The organism is Flagellimonas sp. (genome assembly GCF_965222555.1).
Taxonomy (GTDB): domain Bacteria; phylum Bacteroidota; class Bacteroidia; order Flavobacteriales; family Flavobacteriaceae; genus Flagellimonas.
This window is the reverse complement of sequence record NZ_CBDCUG010000003.1, coordinates 1-21,329: the sequence shown is the minus strand read 5'-3', so window position 1 is coordinate 21,329 and position 21,329 is coordinate 1. Positions and strand designations below refer to the sequence as shown.

Here is a 21,329-nt window from a genome sequence, read left to right as displayed (position 1 = left end):
AATCATTCTATGGACTGCTCCAATCATTCTATGGACTGCTCCAATCATCGAGATAATTATGAAAATATCGAAACGTAACTAACCAAATAGGGATTTTGTTTTGTAAAGCATTAAAGAAACTACTGATTATTTGAGTAACTAGAAATTTAACCTACCTATTACATCCTTCGGAGCCCCATAAGGGAAATTCTTGACTGTATATTCTTGTATGGATTTGATTTTGGAAGAATCGTTAAAATATTCCTTATTATCTTTAAGGTATCTAGAGATTTCATAGGCCTGATGATAGGTAGGATAGATAGAATCTACTTTTCTAAAGGCCCGCTCAGCCTGCTTTAGGTCTCCCTGAACCAAATATCCAAATGCCTCACGCTCTTTTTCCTTCGCCCTTTTAGTACGTTCGATTACTTGTGAAACTTGTTGGTCTGATTTCAGTTTTTCTTTTAAAGAATCTTTTTGAGTCGAGACCTTTTCCAGAGCATCGACCACCTCGCTTACTTCGTTTGGCGTTCCTGTCAATATCTTTGACCTCATATGTTCCTCTATCAAAAAACCCAACTCATTTGCCAGTTTGTCATTATCAAGTACCTCGTATAAAATTCTTTTCATAACAACAGCTCTTTGATAAATGGTATCTTGATAAATATTGCTGATGATATTCTGGGTTACCTTCAATTGCTCTATCCTATTTTCTGGTTGCTTTAAAATTCCTTGAAAATAGAACCCTATTGCTCCAATAATCAACGGAAAAAACAGAAATTGAAGCCATGTATTTCTTGTTCCTTTCTTTTCAATTTTTTTTAAACTTGTCTTAATTTCTTCAATTTCTTTTTGCATCTCATAAGTTTTTTGATTGTATCAACTATTTGATTTGTTGCCTTTTGCTATAAAAGATGTTAAATCCAATACCAAAAAAAACTAAAATATAGAACAGCAATATGGTAAGGGTCATTAGCATAAACGGAATTACGATTCCCCACTTCAGCCTGACTGACAAAAAGAGCATTTTAAAACTAAAAGAGTCCTGATTTTCCAAAACATTTAACATTGAAAGATTTTCAACCACATCGAAAATTCCAGGTAACAGGCAAAGCAGATAATATGTACGTTTCAAATCAGTTTGCAGCGATAAAATAACTACTTTTAGTGACATCCAAAACAGTATGGTATAGGCTAGAATGAATACAAAATCAACTAGGGTATTGTGACGAACATTTGATTCTTGCCCTTTTACCAGATTTAGAAAAGATTCTGTAGAGTCACTGAACTCTATCTCCAAAATATTGCAGACCCTCAAATCTTTATTGACCACCATCAATAAGATAACGGTGATGACGCCAAGTAGTGAAACCAACCATAGTCTGCTGTATTTGCCCAGCACTTCTTTCATTTTTGTTTCAAAATAAAACTGTCTGTTTTTTCTCTCTCTTGCCGATATTCTTGCCAATCAAATTTTTCGAACTGTTCAATAGCGGCTTCTACCCCTTTTAAGAAAAGTTCTTTTTTGGTGTCTTCATCCATCCAGAAATCAAGCCAGTTGTAATCTTGGGTATCGACTGTCACAACCCTTTTTGCTATTTCATCACTACCGAAAACAAATTCGTAATCGTAAAAATTTCTGAAGGTTTTGAAATATGACTTGATGTAATCAATGAATTTAAGGTCGGGAAGTTTTCTTGCATCTATCGATCGTATACGCTCTGTCTTGTTTCGTCCTTGTTTTAATCCGATATCGCTCAGTAAAACACCAAATGTGGGAAATCGGGGAGGGTGACCGTCCAATCGATGAAACTCACGAATAGGAAAGTTTGATAGCATTCCACCATCAACAAATCTGGCCTTCTTGATAACGAAATCACTACCATTTCTTTGATAGTAATGTTTTACATCAGGAATAAATGTTCTAAAAATAAAAGGAAGCGACATGGTAGCCCTTAAATAAGCCGCAGGTTTTACCTTATGGGCATTATTCCAATAGTCGGATGCTCGTTCTGGAAATTTGACAATTCTATTGTGCGTGAGATTTGATGATACCATCACCAATCGGGCCTTGTCATCTGGCTGCTGATCTGAAAGCTTATTCGCATTTATTCGATTGAACAGGTTTTGTGTATGTTGAATGCCCAATATTTCAAATAGGCAATCAGACCATTCATAAAACCTGTTACCTGAATTAATTCCAAAATCTTTTCTGAACAGTTTGACCAGCAGAATATATATCAAAATGAGTAGAGCAACAAAGCTGCAGGTACCTATGATAAAATCGAAAAACCTTATCTCGGCACCTTTCAATCCATTGCGAATGCTGAAGATTCCAGCAAACGTACCAAAACAAGTAAGCAAAAACGCCAAAGCAAAGAGAACAAATCCTCTTAAAAGCCATTTCGATTTATACTTTTTAAACAAAAACTGCTGTAACCGACCAATTATTCCAGCGGCATCCATGAAGCTGCTAAAATCTGTATTGGTAATTATGTGTGCCAGCAATTCAGATTTAGTGGCATTTGTATTTTTATCCTCGACAAAAATAGATTTGGTTGTGTAGATACTGAGTGGGATGCTTGCCAAAAAAGATGCATTAATTCCTCCGGCGCTTGTCCCGCCATGACTGTGAAATCGTATTCCCACCTTTTCCATTATGTAGGTATAGCCCACCAGCGCAATACCATACATGCCACCACCCTGTTGCACCAAATCAATAACAGGCTTTAGAGATGCAGTTCCGTCATCGATGTAGCCCGAAGAAATGTACTCCGGTTTGATGAACCCATTTTCGAACTTCTGAGACAGTTTTTTGTTCTCGACAATGGCTTTTTTTAGCATTTTGTCTGCGGCTGATAAGAATGATTTCGTTGTATTCATCTTATCTGCAGTCAATGCATCTTCGGCAATAACCTTTGTGCCGATGGCGGCCTCAAAAAAAGAATTGATATCCAATGTTCCTGATATTAAATTGACGAGTATCCGAAAACAGGAATTCCCGTTTTTGATTTGATTACCAAAAAGTTCTTTGGGGGAGATGTCTAAATTTAAGTCAAAGATGTTAAAGTCAATTGTACGAAAACCTTAAAAAAACTGGGGTTTTTCTGCAATTTCACTTAGAATTTGCAAAGAAGTCACCTATTCGGTGAGTGAAATTTCTGATGTGGTCGGAATATCATCATAACATGAGTTTTCAAGCAATAGGATTAGACGCTCTAACATGCTTAAAACTACGTCAACTTTGTGGTTTTTTGTTTTCGAGAAATTCAATAGAAGTTATATGGGCAACTTAGCGTGCCTACCCCCTATTATACTGTCTTTGCCCTGCTATACTGAAGGAAAATAAAACCCATGAAGGACTTAAAAATTCAAATTAACTTAAATTATAAATATTTTGAGGTCAATAGAATTAGGAAAAAGAAACAGTAACTTAACTACAAACAAATATAATTCAAAGAAAATTGACTTTGAAAATTGCGAAACAATTACAGAAAGAGGCGTTGATAATGAAATGCTGTCATATGAGGCTAATTTAGAGTATTCGTTTATTTTACTAATTAAATCCTTGCGATGTTGTGATTTAGAAAAACAAGAACAAAAACAAGAAAAATTGTAGCTTGAATCATTACTAATATCCTTCCAATATCATTAGAAACTGCCAAATCTCCATAACCAATAGTGGAAACTGTAACAAAACTGAAGTAAATGTATTCAAGTGCATTTGGAACTCTTTCTTGGAATTCAGATTGAGTGAACTTTAAAGCATCAAAATACATGTAGAGATAGGAAAAAGAAAAAACAAATTCAAAATAGTTTAAAAAGCCATTAATTGTAGCTCTCAAGTATGACATGGAGTTATTTAATTGATTTTCAGAGACCTTTAGGGCCACATCTAGAAATGATTCTATTATAGTGTAAACTACCCAAACCACGAATACTTTTGTCCAATCATAATAACCTATACTAATTGATAGAAGTAGCGCTAGGCCAGTTTTTGTCAACACATATCTGTCAACATAGAGATTTTGATAGTATTTTGATTCATCTTTTTTGTCTTTTTCATCTTTTGTTGCTCCCATGTTTTTTACGTAAAGACCAAAAGATAAACTTTGTCCTTTTTTCAAAGTGGATATAAGCGGACCATAAAAACCATTTGACTTTTTCAATAGACTTCTTTATTAAGTTTAACCATATTGTTATAGAAGCAAAGACCTAAACTTTCAGTTTAAGCTGTTTTAACTTGCTCTTGAGATGTTCGCACCTTTTATTAAGAGCGTTTTTCCCAAGTTCCTTGCACCTTTGCGCAGCAATATCAATATCTCTTAGTGCACTTGACAGTTTGACTGTAAAACTGTCATTATCCATACCTATGGTTTTTTCCAGTTTCAACAACTCGTAGTACTCCAGATAAACCTCGGTGTGTAGATAGGAGGGATAATCATTCCAAGAACTAGTTCTTTTTGTTTCGGATTCGTCACTATTCCAAGAGACATAAACGGATTTCATTGTGTTGATCAAGTCTCTGGCTTCTGTTAAAATCTCCATGGGATTATCATCCGCTCTCTTTTTCTCGAGGTTAAGTTTGTACTTGATGATGTTCGTAAAAGCAGTTAAATTTAGGAGAGATATATAATTGTCTACCAAATAATTAAGTTCTTTATTTTTAGTGACTCCTATTTCCTCGTACTTCTCTTTAGCCTTTCTACAATGCCCCAATACCGATTTTTCTCCATCGCTTTCGAAGTAATTCTCATAAGACCACTCGTATTGGTTTGTGGTGTCATACTCATACTTCCAGCAAAAGCCTATAAGGGCCATTGAATGGTTAAATCTTGGATCATCCGAAAATTTGTTGAGTGCTTTATCACTTAGATCATAAGCGTATTTATAATGTCTTGACCTTCTTGCCGCCCAACAACCAATAGCATAAAGATCTTTTACAAGCTCATAATCTTTCTCAAACCTGAAACTCTGAGGAGATTTCTCCATATTTTCTTCATAGTCTTTTATGAGCTTCTTGATGTTCTCATAGACGATAAAATTGTTCTTATAGTTTCGGGTCTCGTAGCGATATTTTATCATTAACAACAGATAAATGACGAAAACGTAAAAGCGGTGCAATACCTCTTCCGGTCTAATGATGGCTAAGATTTCATCGGAACTGATTTTGGTTTTCTCCACCTTTTTTAACAAAGCGAAGAGACTTTGTTTATAAAAAGGATAGGTAAACAAGGGAGGGAACGAATTGAAAACCCCCTCTATAGGATCTTCGCCCCGATCGAATTCGAGCTCCGAGCCCTTCAGTTTTTCAATAAAACCTCTGATGATTTCCATTTCAAACTCTGTGAGCTCCAGATACCTCTTAATCATCTCATATTCTGACAACATATCAATAGGGCCAAATTCAACTTTCAGCAGCCCATTAGCCTTTTGGATTAGACCTTTGAGTTTATTCCGTAACTCATTACCATACACTCCATACTTAGAAAGAAAGTATTTGAATTTTTCGTAATCCAACGCATCGACTTTCCCCTGACTAAGAGCTCCTTCATTTTTTTTATGGTAAATCACCAGGTTTTCTATAAGCTCAATATTTAAATCTCCCCTTTGTTTTAATCTTTTGAATAGGTCCTTATATTCTTTATTTGAATCCCATTTCTTTATCAGCTGTCGTATCCGTTTACTGAAATCTGTAAAATCTATGGGATTTTCATCTTTATCTTTAGGGTGAAGTGTGCTGTATATGAGTAATGCAAAAATTTGGCTTTTACTTCGTATTAAAGTGGCCTTATTGTTCTTGAGTACCCCAAAGCAAAACTTATCATCACTGAGTTCATTTTTTAAAATAGAATTTTTTAATGTCTGGATATCCTTAGTAGAAGAAGAGACAAAGTAAAAAATTCTATTTTTTATTTCCTCCTGCTCAGTTCTTTCAGGTTCTTGAGTAGCTTCTTCCCAATAAGATCTCGTAAGGTGATACGTTTTGAGTATGGCGTTGACATCATCTGCCTTGGACCTCTCTTTGCGTTCAAAACTATCAAAAATTGCTTTGTTAAAGGCATAGTCCATCTCATAGGAACCCAGGTACTTGCTTAGTTGTGGGTCTTTAATCCACCCCTCCACACGGATTTCTCCTCCCATTATGTGATTGAGGTCAGAAAGTTCTACTTTATAAGTGTCGGTTGAGATGAGCAATAAAAAGGAATAGGCCTTAAGAACATCTTTTAAATAAGCATCATCATCCTCTTTTTTCTCATATTTATGCAAGCCTTGTAGAAAATCAACAAGTGTCTGTTTATATTTTTCAATGGATTCCCTGTCTTTTTCCCTCTTTAGAGTACTGAGTATAAAACCTCGAAGTCGGGTAATTTCATCAAAGTAGTCTTCCAGAATGATTGCCTTATTCTCTTTATTTCTGAACAGATATTCCATTACGAATTTTTCATCCGCCACTACCCCTAAGTCCTTATTAGGTTTTTTGGTAAAGGGGTGACAATAATCGTGGATTTCATCCGCATCAATAACATAATGGAACGTATAGCCTTGACATTCTCTCAAATAATCAAAATATAACTCCTGAATGTGGAAATCTTCCAATTCATTGAGTATGGATTTACTTATATCTATATTTTTCAGTTCCCAGTTCCTCATGACGGTTGTAAATCAAAGGTTGCTGCAAACTCTTCTCTTTTGATTTCCTTGTCTTCTTCCTCTCCCTCTTCCGGGGTGGCCTCTCCTCGAATATCTTTTATCAAACCATCCACAGATTTCAAATAAGGGCTATCTTTCAGCGTAAGCTTCAACGAAATAATATCACTTTTCTCAAAGTCCGCAAAAAAATCAGACTCTCCATATAAACCAAACTCGACTCCTTCTTTAATGAATTTTAAAAAGTTCTTTTTATGAGGAGAAAGTAGCTTATGTGTATCCAAAAGAGCCAAGAGCAATGCCATACGTTCTTCTTTCGGAAAATGCTTGAGGTAATGGCGGTTCATATAGTAATTGTCGTTATTTTTCACCATAAAACGAACCAATAAATAATCTTTGTCATACGAGCGTACCTCATCAAAATTATGCGTATCGAAGAGCGCTTTCAAAAGTTCTGAAGTGGTACCGTAAATTAGCTTTTCGCCTATCTTTAACATAAACATGGGTTCACGGGGAGTAGTGCCCTCGGACTTATGAGGGTTTATAATTTTCTCGATATCATACTGCACTTCATCAACATAATCGGCTTCAAGGGGAATAAATTCAGGAATCGTTTTATTGTCATTTCTGTGGAAGTTTAACCAGCATTTGGCATCCTTCTTCCCATCCTTATCGCCGTAAATCGGTTTTATAAAATTCAGCTGTTTGTGGTCTTCGGGATAAGGGTTGATATATCCCTTGAGCACTGATTCCTTTATTTTTCCAGTATTTTCCAATGTGAATTTTCTAGTTTATTTTTTCTTGTAATGTTTCTGTATGAACTCAATAGCCAATTTCATACCCAGAAATATGATTTCATGAATATCATCATCCGTGTGAACATCATAGTCCTTTACCGCCTTTTCACCAAGACCAAAGGATTTCATAGTAAATTCTTTCCCGTTATTGGGTACATAGCAGAATATTGGTTTTATTTCTCCAAGTTCTATAGCAGAACTGCTATGGCCTTCAATCAGTTTAATTCTTCTATCCAGCCCTTTGAAATTTAAGGTATTACGCACAAAATGTTGACTTGACTTAACTTGAAATAGTCTTTTAATTACATTTACATTTTCATTATAGGACTTACCCTTTAAGTTTTCAATTGTAAAGGAACCGCTGAGGTAACTCTCGGTGGTATCAAAAAACAGTTTTAAATGTTGCTTTAAATACTCAAGATTCTTTTTGTTTGGATTGCCTGAGAGAATAAATTCATCTTTAAAGGTTTCTTCATCTATATACTCACTTCGAAATTCCTCAGATATCGAATCTTTTATTAAAATGTTAAGGGCTCCCGAATCCGTGGGAGACCAGCGTAATTTTTCAAAAAACGTATCCTCAGCCTCAAAAAGAACAATAGAGGGTGAAAACATATTATCTCTCCAATAGGCAGGAACTCCATAATAAAAGAAAAGCAGAGGAGTATCGAAAACCGGGGCATTGGTTTTTGGAAGCGGCATTGTACTTGAACCTATAAGATACTCCAGTTCTTTATAACGTAGATTATGGCATACCGGAAGAGTATAAAGCTTGCTAATATCTAAGTCAAAACTTCCGTTTTCAAAATTTTTCCAATAACTAAATGTAGACATTAAAATTTCTTTAATTCTAGGTTTATAGATGCAATTTGCCAATGGCTTTTGTACAATATCAATGTTATAATATTGCTTCCGTCTTATTCTTGATTTGGAAGCTATTTTTATTAATTTTTTAATCTTATCTGCCTTAGAATATCAATTAGCAACACAATACATCTGTACTTATGAGGACAAAACCATAGTAACAAATTCGCACTTTAACAATAAAATAGGGGAGATAATCGCATGCATTTTACAAATTATTTGTCAGATTTGATTACACAAAAACCTTAGAAAAACTGGGGTTTTTCTGCAATTTTGATATAAAATTGATCAAAAGCGACCTATTCGGTGAGTATCATTTATCAAATGACTGAAAACACCCTATTAATTGGGGTTTTGAAAGAAAGGTTCTGGTTCCTCCGGTTTTCTCTAAATTTTAAACCATCTAGTAACCATAACGTCAAAACACCTTGTTTATCGACCAAAAAACTAGCTGAAAAACTGCATTTTTCGACAAAAACAACCTCACTTGCCATTTATCTGAACCTTCTTTGTCTTTATCGAGTGATTTATGGGAAAACTCTCCGTTTTTAAAACTTTGTCCCAAACAAATTCCCCATGAAAACAATAGTTTACAATCTTAAAAAAGAGTTTTCCATACCTGCTAATGTAACAGCTGCCATTTGTTGTTTGATCCTTTCCATATCCATTTTCTTCATTATGGGGGTCATCAACAGAGAGGTTCTTTTATAATTGCCCTACTCCATATTTAAAGCCATTATTGCTGGTTTTTTCAACCCTTAAATGTTTCTGGAATAACATTAAATTATCCTTATCAATCCGTTAGGATATTTGTCATTTTTCGATGATAATGACATTTTTTATACATTTATCGTATGAAAATTTCATTTAATCAAGCATTAGATTGAAATGTCAGTTACAGAACCAAAAACTAACAAGCTACTCTTAACGGAATTCAAAAAGGGCAATAAAAAAGCTTTTCGAAAGCTATTTGAGCTTTTTTGGGAACCCATGTTCATTAATGCCAAATCCATAGTTCTTGATGAGGATATTGCCAAGGATATTGTACAGGATATTTGGTTGAACCTATGGCAAAAAAGAGAAAATTGGGACATTAAAAACTTTGAAGCCTATATTTTCAGATCTGTTAGCTATGGCTGTTTTAAATATTTGCGTGACAATAAACTTAAAACCACACATCTTCAAGTTATAGATTCGCTGGAGTTGCTATCAGAATCCAATGTTGAAAACCAACACAATCTAGATCAGACACGATTTATCATAGAAAAATCCTTGACCGAATTACCTCCAAGATGTCAACAGATTTTTAGATTGAGCCGTATGGAAGCGGCCAGTAATGAAGAAATTGCCCAACGTTTGGGTATTTCCAAGCGGTCCGTAGAAAATCAGATGTCCATCGCCCTAAAGTCCATTCGGCAAAATTTAAGGGTTGCACAAAGTTCACTGACCTCCCTTTTTATTCTTATTCTCCTCCTTTGATTTCCCTCCTACCGATCAATCCTGCGTCCTATCTTGTTCCATTCAAAAGTGTTAATGAAATGTTAATTTTATAAAAAACGTGTGAGTTCCCACCCATCTCCGGTTCATAGTTATATAGCGCAAGAAATATGCAAGAGCAAGAATTTAAAAAACTACTGGACAAATACCTCAACGGATCCATTTCTGATCACGAGCTGCAGATTTTAGAAAAGTTCAAAGAAGAACTTAAGTCGTCCAACAAAGAACCTTACTTTAGTGATGAGGCCCATAAAAATGCCCTCAAAGAATCCTTATGGGCATCTATCAATAATCAAACCCTAACTTCCAAAAGGAAAAAATCCCTTGTTTGGAAAATATCAACAGCGGCTGCAATATTCATTGGTCTGTTGGCCACTGGATACCTTTATCTGCAGAACACCAGAGCGAACACCGATTTCATGATTCCAAAAAATGCCATTACTCTTCAACTTGAAAGTGGGGAGGTAAAAATCATCAATGAAGATGGCCAAGTAGAAATTTTTGACAACAAAGGCAATGTAGTTGGACAGCAGGAAGGAAAAAGCTTGAAATACGCCAACACAGTTTCCAAAAACGAACTAGCGTTCAACACCCTTAACGTCCCTAACGGAAAAACCTTTCAACTTCAGCTCTCCGATGGTACAATTGCCCATCTGAATGCAGGATCTTCCATTAAATATCCTGTTCAATTTATTGAAGGTGTTAATCGACAAATATTTGTGACTGGAGAGGCCTATTTGGATGTGGCCAAAGATCCTGAGCATCCTTTTATTGTGAATACCAATGGGTTGAACGTTAGGGTTCTGGGTACACAGTTCAACGTTTCTGCCTACCCAGAGGATGAAACCACCGAAGTTGTGCTTGTTGAAGGTTCCGTAAGTCTATACACAGAGACCGAAGAATATGGAACGGACAACAATGTATACCTGAAACCCGGATTTAAAGGAAGTTTTGATAGGACAAAAAACAATATCGACACCTCAGAAGTAATAACCAGCCTATACACCTCTTGGATCAATGGTAAACTAGTATTTAGGAATATGACCTTCAAAAATATTATGAAGAAACTGGAACGTCACTATGATGTGACCATCATTAACAATAACACGGATCTGACCCATGAAGAATTCAATGCAAATTTTGGAAAAGAGCCCATAGAAAATGTTCTTAAAGAACTAAAAGCCAATTACGGAATTGAATATGAAATCCAAAGCGATAGCATAATTATTGAATAACAACCAAACAGCTAAACTTAAAAAAACACCGCCTATGACATAAACCCATTAAAGATGTAACCAATTACCAAAATGATTACTTCTTATTAGGGTCAAAATTGGCCATAAAAAAATCGGAAAATGCTGCGAACATCTTCCGATTGGTCGAAGTGATCAAACTAAAAAAGATTAACCACAATTAACACTATAAAAGTATGAAAAAACTTCTTAAGCCTAAAAGAAGCCCATTTCCAGTATTTAAATATGATTTAAAAATGAAACTCAGTACGTTGTTCATCTTGGCCGCTCTCTTTTCCATGCAGGCCAATGACGCCTACGGACAACGTGCAAAGGTCACACTGGATTTGAACAACGTCACTGTCGGACAACTGATCGACGAAATTGAAAGCAAAACCGAATTTGAATTCGTTTATAAGATCAAGGATGTAGACCTAAACCGAACCGTTTCCATAAAAGTAAATAGAGAACGGATAGCCAAGGTGCTGAACCAGGTTTTTCAAAACACCCAAACCACATTCAACCTCAACGACCGTCGAGTCTATTTGGTAAAACGAACCGAACCTGATACCCAGGACCCGCCGGAGGAATCCAAACAGGAAAACGATATGCAATTTTCCGTCAGCGGTGCGGTCACCGATGAAAATGGACAGCCATTGCCCGGTGCCAGTATCATTGAAAAAGGCACCACAAATGGAGTCAGTTCCGATTTTGATGGGAATTACACTATACAAGTCTCCAGTTCCGATGCTTTACTGGAAGTTTCTTATTTAGGGTATTCAACCCAGGAAATTTCGATAAGTGGACAAAGTACCATCAATGTACAATTACAGCCCGATGCCGGTAAACTGGAAGAGGTAGTGATTATTGGTTACGGTTCCACGACTAAAGAAAAGTTCAACGGAGCCGTCTCCAAAGTGGACAGTGAAGAGTTGAACAACTATTCTTCGGCCAACTTTGAACAGGCACTTTCCGGTAATGTTTCCGGAATCCAGATTCTTGGAAATGGGAAAAACCCAGGTGAGAACTCCGTAATTCAGATTCGTGGACTCAACACGCTTACTGCGGGGACAAATCCTTTGATTGTTATTGATGGAAATCCACTATCGGAAGGTTCTTCCTTTAGTTCCATAAATACTCAAGATATCGAATCCGTCAATATTTTAAAAGATGCAGCATCGGCAGCAATTTATGGATCTAGAGCTTCCAATGGGGTAATCTTGATCACTACCAAAAAAGGAAGACAAGGAAGTTTAAAGGTTACTTATGATACCTATTATGGTTTTCAAAGCCGAATCGACAATTTTCAATTGGTAGATGCCTATGACGCCGCCTTATTTGATTCGGATTCCAGAAACTTTGGATATGTTTCAGGAGGTCCGGGAAGAAGTATTTCCGATGACAATGCCACACGTGATGCCAACGGTGGAGGGAAACGAAGTAGGGTTCCAGGATATTTGCAAGGGTATTTGGATGGACAGGCAGGTCTGACCAATACGAACTGGACAGATGCTGTATTCAGAACAGCTTCTCAGCAGAACCATTATCTAAACCTCAGCGGAGGAACAGAAAAAACCGATTATTCGGTTTCCTTCGGGTATTTAGATCAAGAAAACATCATCATGGATTCTGATTACAAGCGCTACACGGCCAATATGCAGTTGAATTCACAAGTAAGCGATCGTATCCGTTTTGGCATTACTTCAAATGTTTCTTTGGTCAATTCCAACCCAACTGGAGAAGCTGGTTGGTCTAATTATGGTTTGGGTGATAAAGCCCAGCCGGACCCAAGTTTTTCCATTATTTTGATGCAACCTTATTATCCAATCCGTAATTCGGATGGAACTTTCGCCATTGCCAATCAAATAGATGACAATAACGATAATTGGGATGGCCCTATCTCAGAAAATACGGTTGCTCAAACTGAGTTAACCGACTTTTTTGAACGTCGCCTCCGTGTTTTTGGAAATGCATATGTGGAAGTAGAACCTTGGAATGGTTTAAAATTCAAAACTTCCCTTGGAGGCGATTTCAATTCTATCTTCACCGAGTTCTTTGCTCCATCCAACATAGGAAACTATAGAACCCCGGTGGCAAACAATCGCACCCAAGCTTTTGAAAACAACGTAAGAAGGGAAAACTTTATCACTGAAAACCTTTTAACCTATACCAAAACTTTGGATAAGCATACTTTTGATGCTCTGCTCGGTTTTAGTTATCAGGAAGAGAGTCGTTTCAGAACAAAACTGGAGAGCAACAACTTTGCAGATGACAACCTGCGAAATATTGCCGGTGCTACTGGTCCTTCATCCATAGTAGAAAGAAGTAAATGGGCGCTTGAATCCTATTTCACTCGTCTGCAATATGACTATGATGGAAGATATTCGCTTTCTGGTTCTTTTAGAAGGGACGGTTCATCACGTTTTGGGGCCAATACCAAATATGGAAACTTTGCATCCGTTTCGGCAGGATGGACATTGAGCAACGAAGCCTTTTTCCCTGAAGATGGATTGGTAAGCTTTGCCAAATTAAGGGCAAGTTGGGGACAAACGGGAAATAACCAAATAGGTGACTTCGGTTCCATTGCCCTAATTGAACCTGACAATTATGTTGTTGACGGGCAATTGGTCCCAGGTGCGTATACCAATACTTCCCCAAATCCAGATCTGTCCTGGGAAACCAACACTGCACTGAACTTTGGTGTAGATTTGGGTATTTTGGACAATAAGCTATTGTTTACTGCAGAGTACTACAAATCCAATACTACAGATCTTTTATTGGAAGTCCCTGTACCTCAACAATCAGGTTTCTCAGAATCACTACAGAATATTGGTGAATTGGAAAACAAAGGTTTTGAGTTTGAAGTTCGCGGAAATAATTTTGAGATTGGCGATGTAAGATTAGGTTTCAACGCCAATATCACTAGCAGTCAAAATGAAGTGCTAGCCTTAGGGGAAGGTCAAGAGCAGATTATTCAAAGTAATGGAGGTATGGGCTTCCTTACCAAAGTAGGTGGAAGTATTGCAGAGTTCTACGCCTATGACATTCAAGGGGTGTTCAGAACCCAAGCCGAAATAGACGCTGCAACGGTTACTCCTTTGGCCGGTACAGAAGTTGGGGACTACATAGTTAGGGATGCTGATGGAGATGGTCAGATAACTCCAGATGACAGGGTTACGCTTGGCGATTACAATCCAGATTTTACGTACGGTTTTGGCTTTAACCTAAACTACAAAGGTTTTGACCTAAGTGCACAATTTACAGGTATAGAAGGTAGAAAAGTCTCTGATCGTATGGTCTATTTTGCGGAAAGTGGTGAAGGATTCTTTGTTCCAACACAGCACTATTTTGATAATTACTACTCAGATCGTAACGCTGATGGCTTTTTCAGAAGACCTGATTTTTCCAGCTTTTCATCTGCAGGTAGACTCACTAGGTCATCCAGCCTTTCTGTCTATGACGCAGATTATTTCCGTTTAAGAAGCTTACAACTGGGGTATAACTTTCATGACAGTGTAACTGATTATTTGGGCATTGATTTCCTTAGAATTTACCTCACTGGAAATAACATTTTCAACAGCACCAGCTTCAGAGGGTATAATCCCGATGCGCTTGATACAAGAACCAACAACAACCAACAGACCCTGACAAGAGGTTGGATTCAATCGGCCAGCCCATTGACCCGCTTTGTTGCGCTTGGATTAAACGTTAAATTTTAAACCAAAAATTGAAGAAAATGAACTTTAATAAATATATATTCTTAATAGTTGTTGCCTTTCTTGGATTGTTTTCCTGCGAAGATGAATTGGATATTGTACCCATCACGGAAAAGGCATCCAATAGCTTTTACTCTAACGAACAAGAACTGGAAAGTGCCATAGCCGGGGTTTATGCCCAATTGCAGAACGGAGGCCTTTACGAGTTGGATTTAATTGGCGTAGGTGAAATTTCGGGTGAGGACTCTTTTGAAGAAATTGCAGCAAATGATGGTGGTCGATTTGGTCAATTAGACGATTTTTCCACAAATGCTGGAAATGATTTGGTAGGCGATATCTGGCGGGAATCCTATAGAGGTATTCAGCGAGCCAATACCGTTTTAAATCGGATAACGGATATTGAGTATGCAAACGCTTCGGTAAAAACCAACCGAATAGGTGAAATGAAATTTATTCGGGCCCTGTTGTATTTTAATCTGGTACGCTTATACGGTGATGTACCTTTGGTTATCATAGAAACGGAGAGCCCTTTTGATTTCTTTGGTCAAGGAAGAACGCCTGCGGCTGAAGTTTATACTCAAATTGAAACTGACCTCAATGATGCCATTTCTGACCTTCCTGTGGACAAAACAGCCGGAAAACCTGCTCGTGGAGCCGCTCAGGCCCTTTTGGGAGATGTGTTATTGACCCAGGGTAATTTCGGTGGGGCACTCACAAACTTTGAGGCCGTTATCAATTCAAACGAATATTCACTGGCCGCTTCCACCTCAGAAATTTTTGGTGAGGCCAATGAAGGAAATTCCGAAATTTTATTTGAGGTACAGTTTGCCAGTGGTTTCTTGGTTGATGGAGAAAATGAAGGCAGTCGTGCAGGCTCACAATTTCGTCCATCCGGAACAACGGCAAGTGCCAAAGGACATAATCTGCCCACACAGGCATTTATAGATTCCTTCGAGGCTGGTGATACCCGACTCAATGATTATGTAGCCGTGGACCCAGTGGCCAACCCCTTCTACTTTTCCACAAAGTATGAAATTTCTCCTACTGGAGCAGATGATGGTGGAAGTGATCACCTCATTATCCGATATGCTGATGTAATCTTGAAATATGCCGAGGTACTTAATGAGAACAACCAAACAGCGGATGCCATCACACAACTGAATGCAGTACGGGCAAGAGCAGGTTTGGTGGCCACTGCTGCAACAACCCAAACCGAAGTTCGGGATGCTATCCGTCAGGAGCGTCGTTTCGAATTTATTGGCGAAGGTCATCGTTGGTTCGATTTAAAGAGGTACGGCAATGCAGTAGCGGTTATGAATGCATTCTTTAACAGCACTGGAAGCAACGTGACCATAGATGAGACCAAATTGGTACTTCCAATACCTCAAAGTCAGTTGGATACCGATTCATCCATAGCCCAGAATCCGGGATATTAAACGAAAAACCAAAAATCGGGCAAGCGTACAATGCTTGTCCATAGCATAACAATAGTTAGTTTGAGTTGGTTTATTTTAATTCAATTGGGGGGATACGTCCCCCCTTTTATTTCTTTTAAAAATCATAATATGAAACGCTTTTTCTTTCTTGCAATCCTACTGATATGGGGAAGTTGTAAAGAACAAAAAACAACAGAAAAAACAGTTACTGCCGCTGCAGAAACCCAAATGTCCTCCATTGAGGACAAAATTGCCAATCTCAAAAACCCAAAGAATAAAGAAGTTATAGTGGTTGCACACAGAGGAGACTGGCGCAATGCACCCGAAAACTCATTACAGGCCATACAAAACTGTATTGATATGGGGGTTGATATGGTAGAAATAGATATTCGAGAAACCAAAGATGGGCATTTGGTGCTTATGCACGATGAAACCATTGACCGAACCACCAACGGAAAGGGGTTTGTTAAAGACTGGACCTTGGATTCGTTAAGAACATTGAAACTAAAAGACGGATTGGGAGTTCCCACTCCGCACAAAATCCCTACCCTTGAAGAAGCACTTTTGACTACCAAAGACAAGATATTGGTGAATTTGGACAAAAGCTATAACATTTTTGACAAGTGTTTTCAAATTGTGAGACAGACAGGTACTTTGAATCAGGTCATCATTAAAGGAACAAAAACAAGGGAACAAGTAGAGCGAGAATTCGGAACGTATTTGGACAAAGTTTACTTTATGCCCATCGTTAGACTTGGTCCTGACAGTAAACCAATTGTGGATGATTACATTAACAATCGTAAGCCGGTCGCATTCGAGTTCATAGTACCCAATGACACCACTGGATTAAACACATATTTCAATGAAATCAGAACCAAAGGATCCGGTGTATGGGTAAACTCGTTGTGGCCCCGCCTCAGTGGCGGTCATGATGATGAAAAAGCCGCAATTGACATCAACACCTATCAATGGTATGTGGACAATAATGTAGATATCATTCAAACCGATCGCCCTGAACTGTTATTGGAATTTCTACGAAGCAAAAACCTACACAATTGAAAATACCATGATTTCAGATTCTGAATTAATTTTAAATCCAGATGGAAGTGTTTTCCATCTTCATCTTAAACCTGGTCAAATTGCCGATACCATAATCCTAGTGGGAGACCCCAACCGCGTAGATGTCATTAGATCAATGCTTACCGATATTGAATACCAAATTGCCAACAGGGAATACGTAAGCACTACCGGTAAATTCAATGGTAAAAGAATCACCGTAGTTTCTACAGGTGTGGGCATTGGCAACATCGATATTGTAATGAATGAATTGGACGCCCTGGTCAACATCAATTTTGAAACGAGGGAAATAAAAAAAGAAAAGAAAAAGTTGGAGTTTATAAGAATTGGCACCTCGGGAAGTCTTCAAAAAGATATTCCCGTTAATTCCTATGTTATTTCTGAAAAATCCGCCGGGTTTGATAATCTTCTGTATTTCTACGAAGATGAAGAAAAGGTGGTCAATGAGGAGTTCCGTAGATTGCTCCGGATTTTGGTAGGGGGACATTCCATATCCCTTAACCCCTATGTGGTTGATGCTTCTGAAAAGTTGTTGGACCAGTTGATGAGCAAAGAAACCTTCTCAGGGATTACCATTACCTCTCCTGGTTTTTATGTTCCCCAAGGCCGGGAACTACGCCTTTCAAAAAAACTAAAAGATATCAACCAAAAACTCTCCGACTTTGAGTATCACGGTTATAAAATCACCAACTATGAAATGGAAAGTTCTGCGCTTTATGGTCTGGCAAAAATGCTGGGACATGAAGCGATTGCCATCTGTTTGGTCATAGCGAACAGATTGAATAACCAAGCCAACGAAAATTATCGTGACAATGTGAAAGAACTCATCGCATATGTCTTACATAAAATCACAAACCATGACCAGTAAAATCAACCTAATTCTTGCAATTACAATCCTTTTATTTCAGGTAGGTTGTAATTCCAAACTGGAAAACACCAATACCGAACAACAAAAGTCAGAATTGACCCAATCTCAAAACAAACTGAAGGATTGGCAGGAAGGCTATTTGGACATTCACCATATCAATACCGGTAGCGGTGATGCGACTTTCTTTGTTCTACCCGATGGCACCACTATGCTTTTTGATGCTGGGAGCATGGACAAAGAAGGTTTTGAAGAAAAATATGCCCCTTTAAAAGCAACTTCTCCCGTTCCGGATGATAGCAAATCAACTGCTGAATGGATATCGGCCTATATCAAAAATGTTACCCCTAAAAAACATCAAGATACAATCGACTATGCTTTGATCTCCCATTTTCACTCGGATCATTACGGGAGTTTGATGGATTTGGGGAAAAATATTCCATTGGGTAAGATCATAGATCGGAATTCTCCAAAACTGGATTTTCCGTTCGACCTTAAAACATATTTAAAGGATGATAAGATTTTTCAGGAATACCTCTCATTTATCTCAGAGGAGAAAGTACCAGCTGAAGCTTTGGAAGTAGGCAGTGCCACACAAATACAGCTGGTGAACAATCAAAATGAATATCCCAATTTTTCCATTCGGAACATTAAATCCAACGCAACCCTGTGGACAGGTATCGATAACAATACGGAAGAGTATTTTTCCGCAGAAGACATGACTGTCTTTTACAAAGGAGGCTATAATGAAAATCCTTTAAGCCTTGCCTTAAAGCTATCCTATGGAGATTTTGACTATTTCACCGGTGGTGATAATACCGGATTGCAAGGTTTTGGCCTGCCTAAATGGTTTGATGTGGAAACTCCAATGGCTAAAGTTGTTGGACAAGTAGAAGTGACAACCTTAAACCATCATGGAAACCGTGATGCCACCAACGAATTCTTTGTCCAAGCCCTAAACCCCAATGTGGTTATTCAGCAACTATGGTGCTCCGACCATCCTGGACAAGAAGTATATCAACGCCTTATCCATCAAGATGAGGAGACCATGGAACGGGATATCTTTTCAACCAATATGCATCCAGAGACCTTGGTTACCTACGGACCCTGGTTCAGGGACAACTATAAAAGCCTACAAGGTCATATTGTGGTCAGGATTGCCCCAAAAGGGGACAATTATAAGGTCTATATTTTGGATGAAGCCACTATGAATGTAAAAGAAGAACATGGTCCCTATAGAAGCAAATAAGATGAAGGTTAGCGTATTTATTGCAATTGCATGTTTTATCCAATTGACTTTTGGACAAATCAACGATAAACCAAAATTGATTGTGGGCATAGTGGTGGACCAGATGCGGGCAGAGTATTTGTACCGCTTTCAGGACAACTATACCGAAAATGGTTTTAAAAGGTTAATGCGAGAAGGGTTTAATGTAAAGAATATGCATTACAACTATATGCCAACTGCGACAGGTCCGGGCCATGCTTCCATCTATACGGGTACCACCCCTGCTAATCATGGAATAGTGGCCAATGACTGGTATAGCAAAACCAAAGAAGCTAAAATGTACTGCGCGGTGGATGAAACTGTGTTTTTGACTGATGGCAGTAAAGCATCACCAAAAGAAATTGATAAATACTCCCGTTCGCCCAAAAACCTGCTGGGTTCCACTATTACGGATGAGCTAAAGCTTTTCACCAATGACCGTTCCAAGATTGTTGGGATATCGCTAAAAGATAGAGGTGCTATTTTCCCTACCGGACATTTGGCCAATTATGCCTTTTGGTACCATGACCAGACCGGAAATTTCATTACCAGTTCATATTACTCTGAAAATCTCCCAGATTGGTTATTGAAATTCAACAACAGAAAACTTGCCGATTCTTTGCTCAATCTCACTTGGGATACCTTAAAACCGATGGAAACATACAAAAACAGTGGCCCGGATCATGCCCCAATGGAAAAAATATTTAACGGACGGACGGATGCCACATTTCCATACGATTTGAAAAAACTCAGGAAAGCGAATGAAAATTTTGCCATGATTCCCAATGTTCCCTTTGGGAATACCATTTTGACCCAATTGGCCAAAGCGACAATTCAAGGGGAAGGTTTGGGACAAAAAGACGAAACCGATTTCTTGACCATTAGCTATTCCAGCACAGATTACATTGGTCATGGTTTTGGTATAAGATCAAAAGAATTGGAGGATACCTATGTCCGTATGGATCGTGAAATTGCCGAGCTTTTATCCTTTCTTGATTCAGAGATTGGCAAGGATAATTATCTGCTGTTCATGACCGCAGATCACGCCGCAAGTGACCATCCTGATTTTCTTAAAAACTCCAAGTTGCCGGGGAAATATTTTGAGGAAGCATCCATAAAACAACTATTGAATTCAAAGCTTTCCGAACTTTATGGAAACGAAGACTATGTTGCGTACATTGACAAGACGCAGGTTTATCTCAATCCAGTAAAAACTTCAAGGGAAGAAGTGCTCAAAGCTACCGTATCAATTTTAAAAACCGTGGATGGAATACAAGAAGTATATGTGCCCAGTCTACATTCAAACAGGAATCTAGCTATTGATGCTTTTTTCAGAAAAAGTCATAATCCAGATAACTCCGGAGATATCCTATTACACTTTAAACCTGGTTGGATGCCCAAAAGAATGGAAGGAACAACCCATGGTGCCCTTTACAACAATGATACCCATGTTCCCATGCTGTGGTTTGGGTGGCAAATAAAACAAGGAGAGACAGTAAAGAAAAAAACAATTGACCAGATAGCCCCTACCCTTTCATTTTTATTGAACATTCCCTTGCCCAACCTTTCCAGTATCCAACCCATTACCGAAATCTTTATGGAAGAATAGTCTGCGTTTTTTAGTATTGATTCAAAGGCCACCGTTTGGTGGCTTTTTACATTATCCATAAATTCAATCTAAATTTGTTTTACTGGATTTGTACACCATTATAGACATAGAGACCACTGGCAATGGGATCAAGGGCAACAAAATTACCGAGATCTCCATTTTTAAGTATGACGGACATCAAATTGTGGACGAGTTCACCTCTTTGGTGAACCCCAAATGTCCTATTCCTTATTTTATCACTGGCCTTACCGGTATTGATGACCAAATGGTGCAAAACGCCCCAACCTTCTCCGAAATTTCAGAGACCATACTAGAGATTACCAAGGACTGTATTTTTAT

General features: G+C 38.1%; 17 protein-coding genes. 10 read left to right on the top strand and 7 right to left on the bottom strand.

Annotation, left to right across the window (positions count from 1 at the left end):
• Nucleotides 1-138: 138 nt before the first annotated feature.
• The 7 genes from ACOQO1_RS03580 to ACOQO1_RS03550 all read right to left on the bottom strand — a co-directional run bounded on the left by ACOQO1_RS03580 (nt 139) and on the right by ACOQO1_RS03550 (nt 8,261).
• Nucleotides 139-837 (bottom strand): hypothetical protein, encoded by a 699-nt coding sequence (locus ACOQO1_RS03580; protein ID WP_420601494.1) that lies wholly within the window; start codon nt 835-837, stop codon nt 139-141.
• Nucleotides 838-862: 25 nt separating this feature from the next.
• Complete coding sequence (locus ACOQO1_RS03575; RefSeq protein WP_420601493.1) at nt 863-1,390, bottom strand: hypothetical protein; 528 nt, start codon at nt 1,388-1,390, stop codon at nt 863-865.
• Nucleotides 1,387-2,937 carry a patatin-like phospholipase family protein gene (locus ACOQO1_RS03570; protein WP_420601492.1) on the bottom strand — a complete coding sequence of 517 codons (1,551 nt, stop codon included), beginning with the start codon at nt 2,935-2,937 and terminating at the stop codon, nt 1,387-1,389. The genes ACOQO1_RS03575 and ACOQO1_RS03570 overlap by 4 nt, the downstream gene beginning before the upstream one ends.
• Nucleotides 2,938-3,539: 602 nt before the next feature.
• Nucleotides 3,540-4,148 carry a potassium channel family protein gene (locus tag ACOQO1_RS03565; protein ID WP_420601491.1) on the bottom strand — a complete coding sequence of 203 codons (609 nt, stop codon included), beginning with the start codon at nt 4,146-4,148 and terminating at the stop codon, nt 3,540-3,542.
• A 46-nt stretch (nt 4,149-4,194) separates the two neighbouring features.
• A complete protein-coding gene (locus tag ACOQO1_RS03560) occupies nt 4,195-6,633 on the bottom strand; it encodes a hypothetical protein (RefSeq protein WP_420601490.1) in 2,439 nt (812 codons plus the stop codon).
• On the bottom strand, nt 6,630-7,406 hold the full coding sequence (locus ACOQO1_RS03555; protein WP_420601489.1) for a hypothetical protein: 777 nt from the start codon (nt 7,404-7,406) through the stop codon (nt 6,630-6,632). The genes ACOQO1_RS03560 and ACOQO1_RS03555 overlap by 4 nt, the downstream gene beginning before the upstream one ends.
• A gap of 15 nt (nt 7,407-7,421) precedes the next feature.
• A complete protein-coding gene (locus ACOQO1_RS03550; RefSeq protein ID WP_420601488.1) occupies nt 7,422-8,261 on the bottom strand; it encodes a hypothetical protein in 840 nt (279 codons plus the stop codon).
• 606 nt (nt 8,262-8,867) lie between these two features.
• Here ACOQO1_RS03550 and ACOQO1_RS03545 point away from each other — a divergent pair.
• The 10 genes from ACOQO1_RS03545 to ACOQO1_RS03500 form a co-directional block, all read left to right on the top strand.
• Nucleotides 8,868-9,002, top strand: coding sequence for a hypothetical protein (locus ACOQO1_RS03545; protein WP_299174669.1), 135 nt, complete (start codon nt 8,868-8,870; stop codon nt 9,000-9,002).
• Nucleotides 9,003-9,179: 177 nt separating this feature from the next.
• A complete protein-coding gene (locus ACOQO1_RS03540) occupies nt 9,180-9,770 on the top strand; it encodes an RNA polymerase sigma-70 factor (protein WP_420601487.1) in 591 nt (196 codons plus the stop codon).
• 128 nt (nt 9,771-9,898) lie between these two features.
• The gene (locus ACOQO1_RS03535) at nt 9,899-11,023 is read left to right on the top strand and encodes a FecR family protein (RefSeq protein ID WP_420601486.1); all 1,125 of its coding nucleotides are present in this window, start codon (nt 9,899-9,901) and stop codon (nt 11,021-11,023) included.
• 194 nt (nt 11,024-11,217) lie between these two features.
• A complete protein-coding gene (locus tag ACOQO1_RS03530) occupies nt 11,218-14,739 on the top strand; it encodes a TonB-dependent receptor (RefSeq protein ID WP_420601485.1) in 3,522 nt (1,173 codons plus the stop codon).
• Nucleotides 14,740-14,756: 17 nt separating this feature from the next.
• The gene (locus ACOQO1_RS03525) at nt 14,757-16,172 is read left to right on the top strand and encodes a RagB/SusD family nutrient uptake outer membrane protein (protein ID WP_420601484.1); all 1,416 of its coding nucleotides are present in this window, start codon (nt 14,757-14,759) and stop codon (nt 16,170-16,172) included.
• A gap of 129 nt (nt 16,173-16,301) precedes the next feature.
• The gene (locus ACOQO1_RS03520) at nt 16,302-17,231 is read left to right on the top strand and encodes a glycerophosphodiester phosphodiesterase family protein (RefSeq protein ID WP_420601483.1); all 930 of its coding nucleotides are present in this window, start codon (nt 16,302-16,304) and stop codon (nt 17,229-17,231) included.
• A 7-nt stretch (nt 17,232-17,238) separates the two neighbouring features.
• On the top strand, nt 17,239-18,117 hold the full coding sequence (locus ACOQO1_RS03515) for a nucleoside phosphorylase (protein WP_420601482.1): 879 nt from the start codon (nt 17,239-17,241) through the stop codon (nt 18,115-18,117).
• Nucleotides 18,107-19,363: a ComEC/Rec2 family competence protein gene (locus tag ACOQO1_RS03510; protein WP_420601481.1), complete on the top strand. Its 1,257-nt coding sequence runs from the start codon at nt 18,107-18,109 to the stop codon at nt 19,361-19,363. The genes ACOQO1_RS03515 and ACOQO1_RS03510 overlap by 11 nt, the downstream gene beginning before the upstream one ends.
• A 1-nt stretch (nt 19,364) precedes the next feature.
• Entirely contained in the window at nt 19,365-20,990 is a 1,626-nt protein-coding gene (pafA, locus tag ACOQO1_RS03505; RefSeq protein ID WP_420601480.1) for an alkaline phosphatase PafA, read from the top strand.
• 88 nt (nt 20,991-21,078) lie between these two features.
• Nucleotides 21,079-21,329 (top strand): PolC-type DNA polymerase III (locus tag ACOQO1_RS03500; protein ID WP_420601479.1); only part of this gene is annotated, 251 nt, incomplete at its 3' end.